Annotated in this window: 17 protein-coding genes; 15 read left to right on the top strand and 2 right to left on the bottom strand. The window is 33.1% G+C overall.

All coding sequences use genetic code 11. From position 1 onward, the window contains the following. Positions 1-165: 165 nt before the first annotated feature. Together OS191_RS08430 and OS191_RS08425 are read left to right on the top strand one after the other, a co-directional pair. Positions 166-2,370: a carboxy terminal-processing peptidase gene (locus OS191_RS08430; protein WP_267155779.1), complete on the top strand. Its 2,205-nt coding sequence runs from the start codon at positions 166-168 to the stop codon at positions 2,368-2,370. A 6-nt stretch (positions 2,371-2,376) separates the two neighbouring features. Beyond that, positions 2,377-3,471: an ABC transporter permease gene (locus tag OS191_RS08425; RefSeq protein ID WP_267155255.1), complete on the top strand. Its 1,095-nt coding sequence runs from the start codon at positions 2,377-2,379 to the stop codon at positions 3,469-3,471. Positions 3,472-3,532: 61 nt separating this feature from the next. Here the strand turns inward: OS191_RS08425 and yihA are convergent, their stop codons facing one another. Further along, on the bottom strand, positions 3,533-4,138 hold the full coding sequence (gene yihA, locus OS191_RS08420) for a ribosome biogenesis GTP-binding protein YihA/YsxC (protein ID WP_267155254.1): 606 nt from the start codon (positions 4,136-4,138) through the stop codon (positions 3,533-3,535). Between the two features lie 39 nt (positions 4,139-4,177). Next, positions 4,178-4,942, bottom strand: coding sequence for an alpha/beta fold hydrolase (locus OS191_RS08415; protein ID WP_267155778.1), 765 nt, complete (start codon positions 4,940-4,942; stop codon positions 4,178-4,180). 296 nt (positions 4,943-5,238) lie between these two features. Here OS191_RS08415 and mraZ point away from each other — a divergent pair, with 296 nt between their 5' ends. From mraZ to ftsZ, 13 genes are all read left to right on the top strand, one after another. After that, positions 5,239-5,709, top strand: a complete 471-nt coding sequence (gene mraZ, locus OS191_RS08410; protein ID WP_267155253.1) for a division/cell wall cluster transcriptional repressor MraZ — start codon at positions 5,239-5,241, stop codon at positions 5,707-5,709. After that, on the top strand, positions 5,696-6,592 hold the full coding sequence (rsmH, locus tag OS191_RS08405) for a 16S rRNA (cytosine(1402)-N(4))-methyltransferase RsmH (protein ID WP_267155252.1): 897 nt from the start codon (positions 5,696-5,698) through the stop codon (positions 6,590-6,592). The genes mraZ and rsmH overlap by 14 nt, the downstream gene beginning before the upstream one ends. Then, complete coding sequence (locus tag OS191_RS08400) at positions 6,593-6,910, top strand: FtsL-like putative cell division protein (RefSeq protein ID WP_267155251.1); 318 nt, start codon at positions 6,593-6,595, stop codon at positions 6,908-6,910. It begins immediately after the preceding gene. A gap of 60 nt (positions 6,911-6,970) precedes the next feature. Beyond that, on the top strand, positions 6,971-8,923 hold the full coding sequence (locus OS191_RS08395) for a PASTA domain-containing penicillin-binding protein (RefSeq protein ID WP_267155777.1): 1,953 nt from the start codon (positions 6,971-6,973) through the stop codon (positions 8,921-8,923). After that, the gene (locus OS191_RS08390; RefSeq protein ID WP_267155250.1) at positions 8,920-10,383 is read left to right on the top strand and encodes a UDP-N-acetylmuramoyl-L-alanyl-D-glutamate--2,6-diaminopimelate ligase; all 1,464 of its coding nucleotides are present in this window, start codon (positions 8,920-8,922) and stop codon (positions 10,381-10,383) included. The genes OS191_RS08395 and OS191_RS08390 overlap by 4 nt, the downstream gene beginning before the upstream one ends. Position 10,384: 1 nt before the next feature. Then, positions 10,385-11,626: a phospho-N-acetylmuramoyl-pentapeptide-transferase gene (gene mraY / locus OS191_RS08385; protein WP_267155249.1), complete on the top strand. Its 1,242-nt coding sequence runs from the start codon at positions 10,385-10,387 to the stop codon at positions 11,624-11,626. Position 11,627: 1 nt separating this feature from the next. Continuing rightward, complete coding sequence (gene murD, locus OS191_RS08380) at positions 11,628-12,959, top strand: UDP-N-acetylmuramoyl-L-alanine--D-glutamate ligase (RefSeq protein ID WP_267155248.1); 1,332 nt, start codon at positions 11,628-11,630, stop codon at positions 12,957-12,959. Between the two features lie 33 nt (positions 12,960-12,992). Continuing rightward, positions 12,993-14,186 (top strand): FtsW/RodA/SpoVE family cell cycle protein, encoded by a 1,194-nt coding sequence (locus OS191_RS08375; protein ID WP_267155247.1) that lies wholly within the window; start codon positions 12,993-12,995, stop codon positions 14,184-14,186. A 52-nt stretch (positions 14,187-14,238) separates the two neighbouring features. After that, positions 14,239-15,339: an undecaprenyldiphospho-muramoylpentapeptide beta-N-acetylglucosaminyltransferase gene (gene murG / locus OS191_RS08370; protein WP_267155776.1), complete on the top strand. Its 1,101-nt coding sequence runs from the start codon at positions 14,239-14,241 to the stop codon at positions 15,337-15,339. 7 nt (positions 15,340-15,346) lie between these two features. Next, positions 15,347-16,702: a UDP-N-acetylmuramate--L-alanine ligase gene (gene murC / locus OS191_RS08365; protein ID WP_267155246.1), complete on the top strand. Its 1,356-nt coding sequence runs from the start codon at positions 15,347-15,349 to the stop codon at positions 16,700-16,702. A gap of 22 nt (positions 16,703-16,724) precedes the next feature. Then, entirely contained in the window at positions 16,725-17,411 is a 687-nt protein-coding gene (locus OS191_RS08360) for a cell division protein FtsQ/DivIB (protein WP_323370092.1), read from the top strand. Positions 17,412-17,414: 3 nt separating this feature from the next. Then, positions 17,415-18,731 (top strand): cell division protein FtsA, encoded by a 1,317-nt coding sequence (gene ftsA / locus OS191_RS08355; RefSeq protein ID WP_267155244.1) that lies wholly within the window; start codon positions 17,415-17,417, stop codon positions 18,729-18,731. A gap of 99 nt (positions 18,732-18,830) precedes the next feature. Then, a complete protein-coding gene (gene ftsZ, locus OS191_RS08350; protein WP_267155243.1) occupies positions 18,831-20,768 on the top strand; it encodes a cell division protein FtsZ in 1,938 nt (645 codons plus the stop codon).

The raw sequence follows: 20,768 nt of genomic DNA, 5'->3' as shown, positions 1-20,768 counted from the left end.
ATGGTTTAACAAAAAATTAGTAGCAATTGTCTAAATTGGCATAGTTTTTTCTTTAAATTAGTCAAATAAAAAGGTACTTTTAGAAAAGTTTAAGCGTTTTACATTTTTATATTGCCCACAAATTTAACTTCTAAAAGCGGTTATTAAATTAATATGATAAGATTTATGAAAAGGAATTATAAGGTTTTGGCTTTAGTGCTATTATTAGCATTTGCATCTTGTAGCTTTACAAGTGAAAAGTTTGAAGATCCAGATAAAGATAAATTACTAATACAGGTAATAACTTATGTTTTGCAGAGAGGTCATTTTGATCCAAAGGAAATAAATGATGATTTTTCAGCTGAAGTTTATGCTGATTATTTAGATCAATTAGATCCTTTAAAAAGATATTTCTATAAATCGGATATTGAAGAATTTGAGAAATTTAAATTTCAAATTGACGATCAATTAAAAGCATACGATATCGCGTTTTTCAACTTAACACACGATAGATTGGTTCAACGTATTGAAGAGTCTAAAGTTATTTATAAGGAAGTATTAGAAAAACCATTTGATTATTCTGTTGATGAAGACTTTAATTCCGATTACAAAAGTATTGATTACGTTAAGAATAAAAAGCAAATGAAAGATCGTTGGAGGCAGCAGCTAAAGTTTTCAAACTTAGTTAATTATGACGATTTAATGACTGCTCAAGAAAAAGCAAAGGCGAATAATACTTTAATTGAAGCTTCAGCGCAAGATGACTTAGAAGGTGAAACAGAAACTGAAGAAGGAGATAAAAAGGCGGCTAAGGTTGTAAAGAAAACACTAACTCAAATCGAAGAAGAAGCTCGTACAGAAACTTTAAAATCTATCGATTTATACTATAATGATTATATAGACGACCTAGTAAGAAAAGATTGGTTTTCTATGTATATAAATGCTATTGTTGAAGTATTCGATCCACATACTAATTATTTTGCACCAGAAGATAAAGCTAATTTTAATCAGCAAATGTCTGGGAAATTAGAAGGTATTGGAGCGCGTTTGTCTAAACGTATGGATAATACTAAAATTGTAGAACTTATATCAGGTGGTCCAGCTTGGAGAGGAAACGAACTAGAAGTAGGAGATATTATTGTAAAAGTACGTCAAGAAAACGAGGATGAACCAGTTAATATTGTTGGGATGCGTTTGGACGATGCTATTAAATTAATTAAAGGGCCAAAAGGCACAACAGTTATTTTAACTATTAAGAAGGTAGATGGATCCATTAAAGATATTAGTATTACTAGAGATGTTGTAGAGATAGAAGAAACCTATGCAAAATCTTCTATGGTTGTTAAAGACGATAGACGCTTTGGGGTTATTAACTTACCAAAATTCTATGTAGATTTTGAAGATTATAAAAGTAGAAATGCAGCTTCAGATATCAAACAGGAAATTGAGCGCTTAAAAGCAGAAGGCATGGAAGGCTTAGTTTTAGACCTTCGAAATAATGGAGGAGGGTCGCTTCCGGTAGTTGTAGATATTGCAGGAATGTTTATTAAAGAAGGGCCAATAGTTCAAGTTAGAGCTACTGGAGAGCCTAAAGAAATTTTAAAAGACAAGGATAAGTCCATTGTTTGGGATGGGCCTTTAGTGATTATGGTAAACGAATTATCGGCTTCAGCTTCAGAGATTTTAGCTGCTGCCATGCAAGATTATAAACGTGCCATTGTTATTGGTAGTAAACAAACATACGGAAAAGGAACTGTTCAGAATTTTTTAGATTTAAACAACATGGTTCGTAATAATAAGAATGGCGATTTAGGAGCTTTAAAATTAACCACACAAAAATTCTATAGAATTAATGGTGGTTCAACCCAACTTGAAGGCGTAAAAAGTGATGTGGTTGTTTTAGATAGATACAGTTTTATTGATGTAGGTGAAAAAGATCAGAAAAATCCATTGCCTTGGGATAAAATTGAATCTGTAGATTACACTTTTTGGGATGGTTATTTCGATTATAATGAAACCATTGAAAATAGTACAAAAAGAATGGGTAATAACCAACAGTTAAAATTAATTGGTGAAAATGCTAAATGGATAAAAACTAGAATGGACGAAAATATTCATTCTTTAAATTATAGTAAGTACAAAGCACAATTGGAGATAAATGAAACTGAGGCGAAACGTTTTGATAAAATTTCTGAATATCAAACAAATCTAACTTTCGAGTCTTTGCCATACGAGGAAGAGTTGTTTAAAACAGATACTATTTTAAAAGAAAAAAGAAATCGTTGGCATAAAAGTTTAAGTCAGGATGTTTATATTGAAGAAGCTATTAATGTGCTTGAAGATTTAAAAATGACTTATGCTATAAAAAAAGTGGCTACAGTTAAAGAATAGTTGTAAATGAGTAATAATACAGGCTCATTAAGCAAGTTAGCGCTCCAAAAATTTAAGCAAAATTTTTGGGGCGTTTTTAGCTTTTGGTTTATTGTTTTAGTTGGGATTATTTCTGTTTTTGCATATGCTTTTGCTCCAGATAATTCCCAACATGCCAACCAAATGCATTTATCAATTCACTCAAAAAGGCCAGGTTTTAAAGTGAAAATGCTAACGTTGCCAAGTTCTATAGAAAACAATCAATCTTTTATTAATAAGCTTTTTTTTGGTAAAATAAATACAGAAACAGAAATCCCTATTTCAAGTTATACTATTGAAAAAGATATTCTCTTTTACACAGAATATGCTTCTGATGGACTTGTAGGAGCCGATAAAACGCTCGATTTAAAAACGATTCCAATAGCTAATAAAACTTCTTTAATTAAAAAAACAACCTTCTTATTTGGAACAGATAAATATGGTCGGGATTTGTTAAGCAGGGTTCTAGTTGGTGCAAGAATATCCTTTTTTATTGGTTTTGTAGCAGTGTTTATTTCTCTAATTATAGGTGTTTTTATGGGAAGTGTTGCCGGTTATTTTGGAGGCAAGGTAGATGTTTTTATTATGTGGATTATTAATGTTACTTGGTCAATCCCAACTTTATTATTAGTTATTGCTATTACTTTAGCATTAGGGAAAGGTTTTTGGCAAGTCTTCATAGCCGTAGGTTTAACTATGTGGGTTGAGGTGGCTAGAGTGGTTCGAGGACAGATTATAAGCGTTAAAGAAATGCAATATGTAACAGCAGCAAGAGCCTTAGGGTTTAACGATTTTAGAATTATTACTAAGCATATATTACCAAATATTATGGCTCCAGTAATTGTTATTTCAGCAGCTAATTTTGCTGCAGCTATATTAATAGAAAGCGGCTTAAGTTTTCTTGGAATTGGCGCACAGCCTCCAATGGCAAGTTGGGGTGCTATGATTAAAGATCATTACAATTATATTATCTTAGGAAAACCTTATTTAGCTTTAATACCTGGCTTTTGTATTATGAGTTTGGTAATGGCTTTTATGCTTATAGGAAATGCGCTTCGAGATGCTTTGGATGTAAAGAGTTAAGTTTAAAAATCTAAAAGACGAATTTATAATTATTAATACAACGCGACAACAGACTGAGCAATTAATCTAATATCATATTCTCATTTAGAGAATGGATGTATTCTAGAACATCTTCTTTCCCAATATCTTTAGAGGAAGATGTTACAAAATAATTGGGCATCTCTTCCCAGGTTTCTAACATCACTGCTTTATAAGCGGCAACATGATTTTCAACCGCTTTGGGTTTTAATTTATCCGCTTTAGTGAAAATAACAGAAAAAGGAATGCCGTTTTCGCCTAACCATTGCATAAATTCTAAGTCGATTGGCTGAGGTTTATGTCTTATATCTACTAATACAAAAGCAGAAACCAATTGTTCGCGTAAACTAAAATATTGTGTAATAAATTTCTGAAATGTTTTTTTTGCACTTTTAGAAACTCTAGCATACCCATAACCTGGTAAATCCACTAGATACCAAGTTTTATTAATGATAAAGTGATTAATTAGCTGAGTTTTCCCAGGTCTCCCAGAGGTTTTTGCAAGACTTTTTCTGCTTGTTAACATGTTTATAAGTGACGACTTTCCAACATTACTTCTGCCAATAAACGCATATTCTGGAATGGAGTTTTTTGGACATTTTGCAACGTCAGAATTACTCATTATAAATTCTGCCGATTTTATTTCCATATGTATTCCCTTAGAAAGAGGGTATATATTTTTATACGATTAAAATCCTTTTTTTGTTAGCCAATTGTTTAAAATCTCATTGAACTCATTTGGATGCTCCATCATAGCTGCATGCCCACATTTATCTATCCAAAACAATTCGGAATTCGGTAAAAGCTCGTTAAATTCTTCTGCAACTTCTGGAGGAGTTACGTTGTCGTTTTTTCCCCAAATAATACAGGTTTGAGTTTTCATTTTAGGCAAATCTTTGGCCATATTATGTCTAATAGCACTTTTTGCAATTGCAAGCGTTTTTATTAGTTTATTTCTGTCGTTTACAGTTTCATAGACCTCATCTACTATTTCTTTAGTAGCAATTTTGGGGTCGTAAAAAACATCCTGTGCTTTCTTTTTAATCACTTCGTAATCACTACGCTTGGTATAGCCACCTCCCATAGCACTTTCATATAAGCCAGAACTACCTGTAATTACTAAGGCCTTAACTTTTTTAGGATATAATTTAGTGTGATATAGTCCAATATGTCCGCCTAAAGAGTTTCCTAAAAGGATGACTTCGTCTAATCCTTTAAATTCAATAAAATCATGCAAGTATTTTGCAAAACTCTTGACGTTGGTTTTTAATAAAGACATAGAATAAATAGGCAATTCCGGAATAATAACTTTGTAGCCAATAGCACTAAAATATTCTGTTACCGACTCAAAATTACTCAATCCGCCCATTAATCCATGAAGAACAATAATTGGTGTTCCTTCTCCAACTTCAATGTATCTGTAATCTTTTTCTTTTTTTAGTCGATGCACCATTAATTTGTTAGTCTTTTCATTGAAAACAAATATAGTTAAATCATTCATATTATTTTAATAATAATTACAACTCCTTAACTCGCATTGTTTGAGAGATGTTAACAAGAACAAGCTTAAAAATCTTGTCATTATGTAACCTTCTGACATTGAGCTTTTAAGAAATATGCCAAAAATAAAATATCCTATTAAACATGCTGTTAATCGAAAATTTATCAACAAAGTGGTAGAATGTGGTAAAATGTGGTATATTTTTCAATATATTTGGAACTTAAACACAAAATCGACAACGAACCCCTTTGAACTCATTAATAGGAACATACGAATGTAAAGTAGATGCAAAAGGAAGGCTAATGCTTCCTGCTGCGCTTAAAAAGCAGTTGTCTCCTGCCTTACAAAATGGGTTTGTTTTAAAAAGAGCTGTTTTTCAGTCATGTTTAGAATTGTATCCTATGTCAGAATGGGAAGCGCTTATGCAGAAAATTAATAAGCTTAATCGATTCAAAAAGAAGAATAACGATTTTATTAGACGTTTTACAGCTGGTGTTAAAGTTGTTGAAATTGATGCCACGGGACGTTTATTAATCCCGAAGGATTTGGTTGTTTTTGCAGATATCTCGAAAGAAATTGTGCTTTCGGCTGCGGTGAATATAGTAGAAATTTGGGATAAAGATAAGTACGAACAAACCATAGATGATGCAGCTGTGAATTTTGCAGATTTAGCTGAAGAAGTTATGGGACAAGATGATGATGAGCATGGAGTATCATAATCCAGTATTATTAAAGGAAAGCGTTGATGGTTTAAACATCGTAGAAGATGGTGTTTATGTCGATGTCACTTTTGGTGGAGGAGGCCATAGCAAGGAAATCTTGAAAAGACTTGGAAGTAAAGGAAAATTGTATGCTTTCGATCAAGACGCTGATGCTTTAAAAAACACCATAGATGATGAACGCTTTACCCTTATTCATGAGAATTTCAGATTTGCCAAAAGGTTTTTAAGATTCTACGGAGTAAAAGAAGTGGATGGTATTCTAGCTGATTTTGGTGTGTCATCACATCAATTTGATGTTGCAGAAAGAGGTTTTTCAACCAGATTTGAAGCCGATTTAGATATGCGAATGAATCAGCAAAGCAAACTTTCGGCTTATCATGTGGTAAACGAATACGATGAAGAACAGCTTAAGAATGTATTGCTGCAATATGGTGAATTAAGATCTGCTCCAGCAATGGCAAGTCTAATTGTGTCGAGTAGAACTGTTGAGCTAATTAAATCTAGTGAGCAATTAAAAAATGTGTTAAAGAAATTTTTGCCACCAAAACATGAGAATAAAGTGTTGGCACAAATATATCAGGCTATCAGAATTGAAGTGAATCAAGAAATTGAAGTTTTAAAAGAGCTTTTGTTGCAAACACCAGATTTGTTAAAAAAAGGAGGGCGATTAAGTGCTATTTCTTACCACTCTTTAGAAGATAGGTTGGTGAAGCGGTTTATAAGAAACGGCATGTTTGAAGGTGAGCCAGAAAGAGATGTTTTTGGGAATTTTGAAGTGCCTTTAAAAAAAGTAGGAGGATTAATAGTTCCTAGTAAGGAAGAAATTAAAATAAATAATAGAGCCAGAAGTGCAAAGCTAAGAATAGCAAAAAAACTATAAGTGAGAAAAGGTGTATCACATATTTTAAAAGGAACATTCCTAGTTAACGACGATGCTTTTAAAAACTGGAGGATGATTCTATTTGTTTCCTCATTAGCATTTGTAATGATAGCAAGCTCTCATAGTGCAGATAAAAAAGTACATAAAATGGCCAGACTAAATAACGAAGCAAAAGAATTGCGATCAGAATTTGTGGACGGCAGAAAAAAGCTCATGGAGCTGAAAAAAGAGTCGGTAGTAGAGTTGAAAATGAAAGAAAAAGGCTTATCAATTTCAGAAATACCACCAACAAAAATTAAAGTTAAATCTCAAAAATAGTTCAACTTGGCAGTAAAAGAGAAGAACATATTAAATCGATTGTATTTTATAGCAGGATGTATGTTCATCTTCGCTTTAGCAGTTGTGTTTAAACTTTTGAGTATTCAATTTATTCAAGGAGATAAATACAGAGAATTAGCCGAAGAGCGAACCATAAAAAATGTAGTTATTCCAGCAAACAGAGGAAATGTGTATTCTGTAAATGGAAACTTATTAGCTACATCTGTTCCTAAATACGATATTAGAATAGATGCTATTACTCCAAAAGCTAAAGTGTTTGAAAAAGAATTAAAAAGTCTGGCAGATTCTTTGTCGAAATTTTCAGGAAAGCCTTCTTCATATTATCAGAAAGAAATTAGAAAAGCTCGAGCAAATAAAAATAGATATTATTTGCTAGCTAGGGATATTGGATATTCAGACTATTTAAGAATTAGAAATTTCCCTCTATTGAATTTGGGAGCTTTTAAAGGGGGACTTATCGTTGAGCAAACAACCAAAAGAGAGCATCCGATGGGAGGAGTTGCTGAAAGAACTATAGGATACGAACGCTTTGATGAAAATGGGAATATTACTAGACCTGGGTTAGACGGAGCTTATAGTATTAAATACCTGCGTGGAACAAATGGTTTAAGGCTAAAACAAAAAATAGGAAAAGGACAGTGGAAGCCTATTGCAGATTATAATCAGGTTGAACCTAAAGATGGTTATGATTTATATACTACCATAAGTGTTAATATTCAGGATATAGCACATCATGCTTTATTGCAGCAATTAGAATATTACGAAGCTGAACACGGTTGTGTTGTGGTTATGGAAGTAGCTACAGGAGAAATTAGAGCTATTTCTAATTTAGGTAGAACTAAAAATGGATCTTATTACGAAAAATTAAATTACGCAGTTGGCGAGTCTCACGAACCTGGATCTACCTTTAAGCTTATGGCTTTAATGGCAGCTTTAGAAGATAAAGTGGTGGATACGTCTACGGTAATAGATACAAAAAATGGACGAAAAATGTTTTATGGACGTCCTATTAACGATTCTAAGCACGGAGGTTATGGAGAGATTTCGGTAGCTAGATCCATGGAAGTTTCCTCCAATATTGCCTTTGCAAGTTTTATAGATGATAACTATTCTGCTAAGCCTGAAAAATTTGTAAACAGATTAAAAAGTTGGTCTTTAGATAAGCCTTTAGGATTGTCAATTTTAGGGGAAGGAATACCGGTTATTCCTGGGCCTGGTCATGAGATATGGAGTAAGAATGCTTTGCCATCTATGGCCTATGGTTATAACTTAAGATTAACGCCACTGCAGACCTTGACTTTTTATAATGCTGTTGCAAATAATGGTGTTATGGTAAAGCCAACCTTTATTAAAGAAGTACGTGATTTAAACAAGTCAATAGAAACCTTTGATAAAACTATTATTAATAATAAAATATGTTCAGATAAAACTATACAAGAAGTACAGGAAATACTTAAAAATGTTGTGGTTCGAGGAACAGGAAGATCTTTGTATTCTCCTTATTTCTCTATGGCAGGGAAAACAGGAACAGCAAAAACAGAATATTGGATGGACGACTGGGATGACAACCCAAGATACGTATCTACTTTTGCAGGATACTTTCCAGCCGAAAAACCAAAATATTCTTGCATAGTTATAATACACAAACCTAGTACAAAAAAAGGCTACTATGGAGCAGATGTATCTGGACCAGTATTTAAACGTATAGCACAAAAAATATTTACAGATACACCAATTATAGATGAAGTTGAAACTTTAGAAGTAAAACATGCATCTGTAGATAAGGAGTTTGATAGTTATTATAAAACAGCTCAAACCTATAAAACAATTATGCCAAACGTGGTTGGATTACCTTTAATGGATGCGCTTGCGCTTCTGGAAAATATGGGTTTAAAAGTGCAAATCCAAGGAGTTGGCATAGTGAAATCTCAATCTTTAAATAAAGGTTTAAAAATTAAGAAAAATCAAACAGTAGTTATTCAAGCCTCATGATGACTTTAAAAGACATATTATATAAAGTAACCCTCGATGCTGTTGTAGGGAGCACGAGTGTGTCTATTAAAAACATCGATTTCGATTCTAGAAATATTAAAAAAGGAGATGCTTTTATTGCCATAAAAGGAACGCTTTCAAATGGTCATGAATATATTGATAAAGCCATAGAGCAAGGCGCTATTGCTATTGTATGCGAAGTAATGCCTGAAAATATTACAGGAGAGGTTACTTATGTTCAAGTGGAAAGTGCCTCGAAAGCCCTGGCTATCATGGCTTCAAACTATTATCAAAATCCTTCTGAAAACTTAAAGCTTATTGGAGTTACTGGAACTAATGGTAAGACTACTATTGCTTCTTTATTGTTTCAGTTATTTAAAAAAGCAGGATTTAAAGTCGGTCTATTATCAACCGTAAAAATTATGGTAAATAATAATGAATATAGTACTAAGCATACAACTCCAGATTCTTTGACTATAAATAAGTATTTAAAGAAAATGAATGACGAAGGTGTAGCCTACTGTTTTATGGAGGTAAGTTCTCATGGCATTCATCAAAATAGAACGGAAGGCTTGTATTTTGAAGGAGGTATTTTTACAAACTTGTCTCACGATCATTTAGATTATCACGACACTTTTGCAGAATATAGAGATGTTAAAAAATCGTTTTTTGACAAGCTACCTGCATCTGCATTTGCACTTGTAAATGTTGATGACAAGAACGGCTTAATCATGCTTCAAAATACAAGGGCGAAGAAGCTTACATATGCTTTAAAAGGCTATGCAGATTATAGAGCTCAAATTTTAGAAAACCAGTTAAATGGATTATTGCTTAAAATAAATGAAAGCGAAGTTTGGACCAAGTTAATTGGGAATTTCAACGCCTATAATGTCTTGGCTATTTATGCAACTGCTGAATTGTTAGGCCTTGAAAAAGTGGAAGCTTTAAGAATAATTAGTGAATTAGAAAGTGTAGCAGGAAGGTTTCAATATCTTATTTCTGATGAAAAAATTACCGCAATTATTGATTATGCGCATACGCCAGATGCTTTAAAAAATGTCTTGGAAACTATTAATAGTATCCGAACTAAAAATGAAGACCTCATAACTGTTTTTGGTTGTGGAGGTAATAGGGATAAAACTAAACGTCCTAAAATGGGACACATTGCTTCAGCTTTAAGTACAAAAGTTATCATAACAAGCGACAACCCAAGAAACGAAGTTCCAGAAACTATTATTGAAGACATTGAGAATGGTATAGAGCCTCAAAATTTCAAGAAAGTAATTTCTATAACAGATAGAAAACAAGCTATTAAAACGGCATGTCAGATGGCAGGTCCTAATGATATTATTTTAATAGCTGGTAAAGGTCATGAAACCTATCAGGAAATTAAAGGAGAACGCTTTGATTTCGATGATTTTAAAATAGTACAAGAATTTTTAAAACAATTACAAAAATAATATGCTGTATTACCTGTTCGAATATTTAGATACGAATTTTCAAATTCCTGGAGCAAGACTTATGGGTTATATAACCTTTAGAGCTGCTGTGGCTATTATTTTGTCGTTGTTAATATCTACCATATTCGGAAAACGTATTATAAAATATTTGCAAAAACAACAAGTTGGAGAAACTATTAGAGATTTAGGTCTGGAAGGTCAGGTAGAAAAAGCAGGTACTCCAACCATGGGGGGAATTATCATTATTCTGGCAACACTTATCCCGGTTTTATTATTAGCCAAGCTTGACAACATCTATATTATTTTATTAATCGTTACCACTTTATGGATGGGAACCATTGGTTTTATAGACGATTATATAAAAAAGTTTAAAAAAGACAAGGAAGGATTAAAAGGGAGGTTTAAAGTTTTGGGACAAGTAGGGCTTGGAATTATTGTTGGAGCAACTTTGTATTTCCATCCAGATGTTACTTTAAGAGAAAAATTACCTGTAGCACAACAGCAAGAAATTTTAGCTGAAAATCCAAAAGTGGAGTCGGCTAAGTTGTTTCAAGATGAAGAACGGTCTACTAAAACAACCATTCCTTTTGTAAAGTCTAATGAATTTGATTATGCAGATATTATTGCTTGGGTAAATCCAGACTGGGCAAAATACGCTTGGATTATTTTTATTCCAATAGTTATTTTTATTATTACAGCCGTATCAAACGGAGCTAATTTAACCGATGGAATAGATGGTTTAGCAGCAGGAACTTCGGCCATTATTGTACTAACACTTGGCATCTTTGCTTGGGTATCTAGTAATATTATTTTTTCAGATTATCTTAATATTATGTACATCCCAAGAGTGGAGGAAATCACCATTTATATAGCAGCATTTGTTGGAGCACTTATTGGGTTTTTATGGTATAACACCTATCCCGCTCAAGTGTTTATGGGAGATACAGGAAGTTTAACCATAGGTGGTATTATAGCTGTTATTGCTGTAGCAGTAAGAAAAGAATGGCTTATTCCTGTGTTGTGTGGTATTTTCTTAGCAGAGAATCTATCAGTAGTCATGCAAGTGAGTTGGTTTAAATACACCAAAAAAAAATATGGTGAAGGCAGGCGCATTTTTAAGATGTCTCCATTGCATCATCACTATCAGAAGTCTGGGTACCATGAAAGTAAAATTGTAACTAGATTTTGGATTGTTGGAATTTTGTTAGCTATTATTTCAATTGTCACCTTGAAGATTAGATAGAATGAAACGATTAGTAATTCTAGGAGGAGGAGAAAGTGGTGTTGGAGCAGCGCTTTTAGGAAAAGCAGAAGGGTTTGAAGTTTTTGTATCAGATAAAGGAAAAATAAAAGAAAAGTACAAAGAAGTTCTTATACATAATGAGATTAAATGGGAAGATGAAGCTCATACAGAATCAAAAATTCTAAATGCTGATATCGTTATGAAAAGTCCAGGGATTCCAGATAAGGCGCCTTTGGTAAAACAAATTCGAGATAAGGGAATTCTTGTGGTTTCAGAAATTGAATTTGCATCAAAATATACCAATGCAACTATTGTTGGGATTACAGGAAGTAATGGTAAAACAACAACAGCTTCAATGACGCATCATATTCTAAAACAAGAATTGGAAGTTGGGTTAGCTGGTAACATTGGAGATAGTTTTGCAAAGCAGGTTTTAGAAAATAATTACCCAAACTATGTGTTGGAAATTAGCAGTTTTCAGTTAGATGATATTGTCGATTTTAAACCACATATAGCTGTAATTACTAATATCACACCAGATCATTTGGATAGATATAATTATGAATTTGAAAACTATATCGCTTCAAAATTTAGAATAGCAAAAAACCAAACCAAAGACGATTATTTGATTTATGATGCAGATGACCAAGTAATTTTAGACTGGTTAGAAAAACACCCAGTTCAATCCACATTATTACCATTTTCATTAGTGAAAAAGATAGAAAATGGTGCGTATTTAGAAAATGAAAAGATAAAAATAACAATAGATAATAACCAAATAGAAATGTCAACAAAAGACTTAGCATTAGAAGGAAAACACAATACTAAAAATGCCATGGCTGCTTCTGCAGTAGCGCAATTATTGAGAATAAGAAAGCAAACGATTAGAGAGAGTTTGGAAAATTTTCATGGCGTAGAACACAGATTAGAAAGTGTGTTAAAGATTAATAAAGTTCAATATATAAACGATTCTAAAGCTACAAACGTAAATGCAACCTATTATGCATTAGAGAGTATGGATGCGCCGACAGTTTGGATTGTTGGAGGTCAGGATAAAGGAAATAGCTATCAAGAATTATTTCCATTTGTAAACGAAAAGGTCAAAGCCATTATTTGTCTTGGAGTAGATAACGAAAAGTTATTGGAAAACTTTAGTTCTATGGTAGATGTTATTGTTGAAACTCAGTATATGAGTGAAGCGGTTAAAATAGCATACAAACTAGCTGAAGCTGGCGATAATGTGTTGTTGTCTCCGGCATGTGCAAGTTTCGATTTATTCGAAAACTATGAAGATAGAGGAAGACAGTTTAAAGATGCAGTTAGAAATTTATAATAATTAAAATTATTGAGTCAATATCCTACAAGGATGAAAAACATATTTAAAAACATAAAAGGAGATCGATTAATTTGGGCAATTGCTGCATTATTAGCAATTTTCTCTTTCCTTCCTGTGTATAGTGCAGCTAGTAACTTGGCTTATGTTGGAGATGGAGGAAGCACCTTTTCAGACTTTTTAAAGCACTTGTTTCACTTGTTTTTAGGTTTTATCATCATGTTTGGCGTTCATAAAATTCCATATCGTTATTTCAGAGGCTTGTCTATTGTGCTTATTCCTATCGTAATTGTCCTGTTGATAATAACCATCTTGCAAGGAACAACCATAGAAGGTGCATATGCAAGTAGGTGGATCCAAATTCCATTGGTTAATATGTCTTTTCAAACATCTACGTTTGCATTTGTTGTATTAATGGTTTTTGTAGCTCGATATATGTCTAAAATTAAGGATCAGGAGATTACCTTTAAAGAAACTATTTTACCGCTTTGGATTCCAGTATTCTTGGTCTTAGTACTTATTCTGCCTGCTAATTTTTCAACTGCAGCCATTATGTTTGTTATGGTTTTAATGCTCGTGTTTTTAGGAGGTTACCCCATTAAGTATTTGGCTATTATAGTAGGGACTGGAATTTTGGCACTGACGCTATTTATCTTAATAGCGAAAGCTTTTCCTGATGCCATGCCAAATAGAGTTGATACTTGGATGAGTAGAATTGAAAGTTTCTCAGATGAAGGAGACACAGAATCGGATTATCAAATAGAAAAGGCAAAAATAGCTATAGCTACAGGCGGAATTCAAGGAGTAGGTCCTGGGAAAAGTGTTCAGAAGAATTTTTTACCTCAATCCTCTTCAGATTTTATATATGCTATTATTGTTGAAGAATATGGATTGATTGGTGGTTTTACTTTAATGATATTTTATCTGTGGTTGTTATTCAGAATAGTTATTGTATCACAAAAAGCAGATACCATCTTTGGGAAATTATTAGTGCTTGGCGTTGGTTTGCCCATTGTTTTTCAAGCCTTAATAAATATGGCCGTTGCAGTGGAGTTGTTTCCAGTAACAGGACAAACCTTGCCTTTAATTAGTAGTGGAGGTACCTCAATTTGGATGACTTGTATGGCTCTAGGGATTATACTTAGTGTGAGTGCAAAAAGGGAAGAAATAAAAGAACAAGAAGATAAAGAAGATAATCCGTTAGCTGTTCTATCGGAAGCAATTTAAAATATAAGCACCTAAAGTTTTAGGTGTTTAAAGTGGAAAAAAACAATGAGAAATCGTGAGTCGTAAATTCAAAATCATATTATCAGGAGGAGGAACAGGGGGACACATCTATCCTGCTATTGCTATTGCTAACGAATTGAAGCAACGATTTCCTGATGCCGAATTTTTATTTGTTGGAGCCAAAGATAGAATGGAAATGGATAAAGTGCCTCAGGCCGGTTATAAAATTGAAGGGCTTTGGATTTCTGGTATTCAAAGAGAATTGACCTTAAAGAATTTAATTTTTCCGTTTAAATTGATAAGTAGTTTGTACAAAGCAAGAAAAATTATCAATACGTTTAAACCTGATGTTGTTATTGGAACGGGTGGTTTTGCTAGTGGTCCATTGTTGCAAGTCGCTACTTCAAAAGGTATCCCTAGTTTAATACAAGAACAGAATTCTTATCCAGGAATTACTAATAAGTTGCTATCTAAAAAAGCTAGCAAAATCTGTGTGGCTTATGATGGTTTAGAGCGATTTTTTCCAGAAAATAAGATTATTAAAACTGGGAACCCGGTAAGGCAAGGTTTATTAGATATTGATTCAAAAAGACTTGAAGCGCAAAAGGTATTCGAACTTGAAAAAGAAAAAAAAACACTTTTTGTTTTAGGAGGAAGTTTAGGTGCTAGAAGAATTAACCAACTCATTGAAAAAGAATTAGATTTTATTCTAAGTCTTAATATTCAAGTTATATGGCAATGTGGAAAGTTGTATTACGACAAATACAAAATTTATAACAATACCAAGCATGTACAAGTTCATGCGTTTATAAACAATATGGATTTTGCTTATGCAGCTTCAGATGTTATTATTTCAAGAGCAGGAGCAAGTTCTGTTTCAGAGCTATGTATTGTTGGAAAGCCTGTCATTTTTATTCCTTCACCAAATGTGGCTGAAGACCATCAAACAAAAAATGCCATGGCAATTGTTAATGAAAAAGCAGCATTGTTGATTAAGGAAGCCGATTTAGAAGTGGATTTTGAAAACAACTTTTCACAATTATTACTATCTATTGAGAAGCAAAACGAACTAAGTAAAAATATAAAAAAATTGGCATTGGTAAATGCCACAAAGGAAATAGCAAACGAAGTAGAAAAATTATTAGAAAAATAGGTTTTAAATGAATTTAGACAACATACATAATGTTTATTTTATTGGAATTGGAGGCATAGGCATGAGTGCCCTGGCCAGATATTTCCATGCTAAGAATAAACGAGTTGCTGGATATGACAAAACCAAAACGGAGATTACAAATGGTTTAGAAGCACTAGGAATTCAGGTGCATTATGAGGATTCTGTTGCCAACATTCCTAACCCATTTTTTAATTACGATACCACATTGGTGGTTTACACGCCAGCCATTCCAAAAAATAATATGGTGTTGGTTTATTTTAAAAACGAACCAAGTTTTACAGTCTTAAAACGCTCTCAAATTTTAGGACTTATTACTGAAAACACTTTCTGCTTAGCAGTTGCAGGAACGCATGGAAAGACAACCACAACAAGTATTTTGGGACATTTGTTAAACCAAAGTGATGTTCCTGTAACGGCTTTTCTTGGAGGTGTAAGTGAGAATTATAATTCTAATTTAATTTTAAACGGAACAGAAGTGTCTGTAGTGGAGGCAGATGAATTTGATAGATCTTTCTTGACACTTTCACCAGACATTGCTTGCATCACATCTATGGATGCCGATCATTTGGACATTTATGGAGATGCTTCAGAATTAATAAAATCCTTTGGGGATTTTTCAAGAAAAGTAAAAGAAAATGGCAAGTTGTTTGTTAAAAATGGCTTACCTATTAAAGGAATTACATATGGGATTGAAGATCAATCTGATTATTCAATTCACAATATAAAAATACAAGATGGAATCTATGTTTTTGATGTAAAAACACCAAAAACAACATTTAAAAATTTACAATTTAACCTACCTGGTAGACATAATCTGTCGAATGCATTAATAGCCTTGGCGATGGCTGTAGAGTATGGTTGCCCTCACCAGCAGCTCGCCAAAGCTTTAGCATCCTACAAAGGGGTAAAACGTAGATTTTCTTATCATATAAAAACTGATGAGTTAGTTTATATAGACGATTATGCTCATCATCCAGAAGAAATAAATGCTGTATACCAAGCTGTACGAGAAATGTATCCTGGAAAAAAAGTATTAGCTATTTTTCAGCCACACTTATTTAGTAGAACAAGAGATTTTGCAGATGATTTTGCTAAGAGCTTGTCGCAATTCGATGAGGTTATGTTGTTGGATATTTATCCAGCTAGAGAATTGCCAATGAAAGGAATTACATCTAAATGGTTGGTAGGTAAAATTGAAAACAACCATAAACAAGTTATTAGTAAAACTAATATTATTTCAAAAATAAAAGAAAGTCAGGCGCAGGTTATTTTAACCCTTGGAGCTGGAGATATAGGAGAAGAAGTTAAACAAATAAAACAAGCCTTAAGCATTGAGAGTTAATTGGAATTATATAAAAATGATTATGTTGCTAATATTAGTAGTGTTTTTGTATGCCTTTTCTTCAACAAAAAACACCCTTAGAAAAGTGTCCAATCCTGTGATAAATTTTAAAGGAGATAACAACCTTTTCTTGACACATGAGAATGTTAGTAAATTGTTAATACAAAATAACGAAAGTGTAAAAAATAAGCCTAAAGAAACTTTAGATTTGAATGATTTAGAAGCTGCCCTGAATTCTAATCAAATGGTCAAGTCTGCACAAGTGTATGTGTCTGTTAATGGGTTACTTACCGTAGATGTTGAGCAAAAAAGACCTATAGCAAGAGTACGTACTAATGCATCTTATTATATAGATGATCAGGGGAGTTATATGCCTTTGTCATCTAATTATACTGCTAGAGTTCCTCTTGTAACTGGAATTGTTGAAAAAAACAACCTATTAAACGTTTTTAAAGTAGCTCAAAAAATAGAAGAAGATCCTTTTTTGAAAAAACATGTGATAGAAATTCAACAGACAGAAAAGAATACAATTATTTTAAAATTTAGACAATGCAATTTTACAATCCAGCTTGGAACCTTGGAAAATTTAGATAAAAAAATCATGAATTTAAAAGCATTCTATAACAAAGCTTTAAAAGAGAAGTCTCTTGATGACTATGCGAATGTTAATTTACAGTTTGGGAGTCAGGTTGTGTGTACTAAAATATAAACTATGGAAAACAATATAGCAGTAGGATTAGACATAGGTACCACAAAAATTGTGGCCATGATTGGTCGTAAAAACGAGTATGGTAAAGTTGAGATTTTAGGTATTGGTAGATCTAAGAGTCTTGGTGTTCATCGTGGTGTGGTAAATAATATTACGCAAACCATTCAATCTATTCAAACTGCCGTTCAAGAAGCAGAAGCAGCTTCAGAATTAAAAATTGAGAATGTAACCGTTGGAATCGCAGGACAACATATTAGAAGCTTGCAACACAGCGATTATATTACTAGGCCTAACTCTGAACTAGTTATAGATGAAGATGATATTGAACGATTAATCAATCAGGTTCATAAATTGGTTATGCTTCCTGGAGAAGAGATTATTCATGTGTTGCCACAAGAATATAAAGTAGATGGGCAAGCCGAAATAAAAGCGCCCATTGGAATGTATGGAGGCAGACTAGAAGCAAATTTTCATGTAGTAGTTGGTCAAGTATCTTCCATAAGAAATGTAGGGCGTTGTATTAAAAGTGCAGGTTTAAATTTAGAAGGAATTACTCTTGAACCTTTAGCTTCGGCAAATGCCGTTCTTAGTCAAGAAGAAAAAGAAGCTGGTGTAGCTTTAATCGATATAGGTGGAGGGACTACAGACTTAGCAGTTTTTAAAGACGGTATTATTCGTCATACAGCTGTTATTCCATTTGGAGGAAATGTTATAACTGAAGATATCAAAGAAGGTTGTTCCATTATTGAAAAACAAGCCGAATTATTAAAAATTAAGTTTGGTTCTGCCTGGCCAGGAGAAAATAAAGAGAATGAAATTGTATCAATTCCTGGATTAAGAGGAAGAGATCCAAAAGAAATAACCCTTAAAAACCTATCGAAAATAATTCATGCTAGAGTTGTTGAAATTGTAGAGCAGGTTTATGTTGAAATAAAAAATTACGGTCACGAAGAGCAGAAAAAGAAACTTATTGCAGGAATTGTTCTAACAGGAGGTGGCGCACAGCTTAAACACCTAAAACAACTTGTAGAATACATTACTGGAATGGATACCAGAATTGGTTATCCAAATGAGCATTTAGCAGGAGATAGCGATGAAGAAATAACCAGTCCTTTATATGCCACAGCAGTTGGCTTGGTCATGGATGGCTTAAAAAGACAAGAAAGAAAAAAGGCTGAAATAAAAGAGGAGCAAGCAGAAGTTACACCTCTAGAAGAACCAGATGAAGAGCCAGAGCAGCCAAAACAAAAACCAGAAAGACGTTCGTTTTTAGATAAATTAACAGAGCGTGTAAAGGATTTTTTAGACAACGCAGAGTAAAAACGAGTTGCATAAAAGTAAAAGTTAAAAATATTAGAATTAATCCATAGATATTTTAAATATCGCAAAAAGTAATAGAATCATTAAAAAACGAAATTCATGAGCAGCAACAAAGAATTCGAAAGTAACATTTCATTCGATTTACCTAAAAATCAATCAAATGTTATAAAAGTTATTGGTGTTGGAGGTGGAGGTAGCAACGCTATCAATCACATGTTCCAACAAGGTATTAAGGGAGTTGATTTTGTCATTTGTAATACAGATGCACAAGCACTTCAAAATAGTGGTGTCCCAAATAAAATTCAATTAGGTCTAAACTTAACTGAAGGATTAGGAGCTGGAGCAAATCCAGATGTTGGGGAGAAATCTGCTATTGAAAGTTTTGAAGACATACAACGTATGTTGGATACCAATACCAAAATGATATTTATCACAGCAGGAATGGGTGGGGGAACTGGAACAGGAGCGGCTCCAATTATTGCTAAAATGGCTAAGGATTTAGATATTTTAACCGTTGGAATTGTAACGATGCCTTTTCAATTTGAAGGTAAAATGCGTAACCAACAAGCGCAAATAGGGATTGAAAATTTACGTAATGTGGTGGATTCCTTAGTAGTTATTAACAACAATAAATTACGTGAAGTTTATGGGAATCTTGGCTTTAAAGCAGGGTTTTCTAAAGCAGACGAAGTATTATCTACTGCTGCTCGCGGTATAGCCGAGGTTATAACCCATCACTATACACAAAACATCGATTTACGTGATGCTAAAACCGTATTAAGTAATAGCGGAACTGCTATTATGGGTTCTGCAACATCGTCTGGACAAAATAGAGCACATGATGCTATTAGCAAAGCCCTAGATTCTCCATTATTAAACGATAATAAAATTACCGGAGCCAAGAATGTATTGCTGCTTATTGTTTCTGGTGCACAAGAAATTACAATTGATGAAATAGGTGAAATTAACGATCATATTCAAAACGAAGCAGGTCATGGAGCCAACATTATTATGGGAGTTGGAGAAGACGATTCGTTAGAAGAATCTATTGCAGTAACTATAATTGCAACTGGGTTTGATATTGATCAACAAGATGAGATTTCAAATACCGAAACAAAAAAAGTAATTCATGCTTTAGAAGAAGACAAACCTTTTGAAAAAGATTTAACAAAAAAGGAACAAGCTCCAGCTATTATTACGCCTAATATTGAGTTAGAAGAGAAAAAGGAAACACCAGTAGTTAAACATACTTTGGATTTAAATGAATTTGAAGATTTTAGTAACCCAACTAAAGTTTCAAATGAAAATGACCTCGTTAAAACCACTGAAGCTATTAAAAATGTAGATGTTGTTTATGATGAAGTTTTAACAAATATTGAAGAGAACGATTTTGTTATCACTGAAGTTCAAAGCAGTATTAAGGAAGAAGAAATTGAAGAAGAAGAACAACAAATCACGCTTACTTTTGATATGCCAATAAGTAGCCCAACTATTGAAAATAAAGATGAAGATTTTGTAGTCCATGATTTAGATGAGAATATAAAAAAAATTCCTGTTAACGATTATGTAGAAGTAATTCCAGTAACAGAGACCAATGAACACGGTGAAACCAGATACGCATTAGATGATTATGTTGAAATAGAATCTGGAATTAATAAAAACAAAAAGGAAGAAAAGGTTGTAGAGATTGCTGAAGAATTTGATAAAGAAATAGTTTTCGAAAAGAAAATTATCAAGCAACAAGAAAATCAGGAAACTTCAGAGGAAATTGATCCAATGAACACCCCAATTTCAGAATTATTAAAAGAACGCGCTGAAGAGCGCAGACGTAAAATGAAAGATTTTAACTATAAATTCAACAATTCAAAAATTGATGATATAGAAAAAATACCAGCATACAAACGTCGAGGAATAGATTTGGATGAAACACAACATTCATCTGAATCAAACATGTCTGGAACTAGCATTAGTACAGACGATAATGACGACATACAATTTAGAAGCAATAATTCGTTTTTGCACGATAACGTAGATTAA

Source organism: Xanthomarina sp. F2636L (genome assembly GCF_026410195.1).
Classification (GTDB): Bacteria; Bacteroidota; Bacteroidia; order Flavobacteriales; family Flavobacteriaceae; genus Xanthomarina.
The sequence above is the reverse complement of the archived record's forward strand: the minus strand, read 5'-3'. Positions and strand labels throughout refer to the sequence as shown.

Coding starts and splice junctions, on each gene's coding strand:
- OS191_RS08430 (WP_267155779.1), top strand. CDS start 166: ATGAAAAGGAATTATAAGGTTTTGGCTTTAGTGCTATTATTAGCATTT.
- OS191_RS08425 (WP_267155255.1), top strand. CDS start 2,377: ATGAGTAATAATACAGGCTCATTAAGCAAGTTAGCGCTCCAAAAATTT.
- yihA (WP_267155254.1), bottom strand. CDS start 4,138: ATGGAAATAAAATCGGCAGAATTTATAATGAGTAATTCTGACGTTGCA.
- OS191_RS08415 (WP_267155778.1), bottom strand. CDS start 4,942: ATGGTGCATCGACTAAAAAAAGAAAAAGATTACAGATACATTGAAGTT.
- rsmH (WP_267155252.1), top strand. CDS start 5,696: ATGGAGTATCATAATCCAGTATTATTAAAGGAAAGCGTTGATGGTTTA.
- OS191_RS08395 (WP_267155777.1), top strand. CDS start 6,971: ATGTTCATCTTCGCTTTAGCAGTTGTGTTTAAACTTTTGAGTATTCAA.
- OS191_RS08390 (WP_267155250.1), top strand. CDS start 8,920: ATGATGACTTTAAAAGACATATTATATAAAGTAACCCTCGATGCTGTT.
- mraY (WP_267155249.1), top strand. CDS start 10,385: ATGCTGTATTACCTGTTCGAATATTTAGATACGAATTTTCAAATTCCT.
- murD (WP_267155248.1), top strand. CDS start 11,628: ATGAAACGATTAGTAATTCTAGGAGGAGGAGAAAGTGGTGTTGGAGCA.
- OS191_RS08375 (WP_267155247.1), top strand. CDS start 12,993: ATGAAAAACATATTTAAAAACATAAAAGGAGATCGATTAATTTGGGCA.
- murC (WP_267155246.1), top strand. CDS start 15,347: ATGAATTTAGACAACATACATAATGTTTATTTTATTGGAATTGGAGGC.
- OS191_RS08360 (WP_323370092.1), top strand. CDS start 16,725: ATGTTGCTAATATTAGTAGTGTTTTTGTATGCCTTTTCTTCAACAAAA.
- ftsA (WP_267155244.1), top strand. CDS start 17,415: ATGGAAAACAATATAGCAGTAGGATTAGACATAGGTACCACAAAAATT.
- ftsZ (WP_267155243.1), top strand. CDS start 18,831: ATGAGCAGCAACAAAGAATTCGAAAGTAACATTTCATTCGATTTACCT.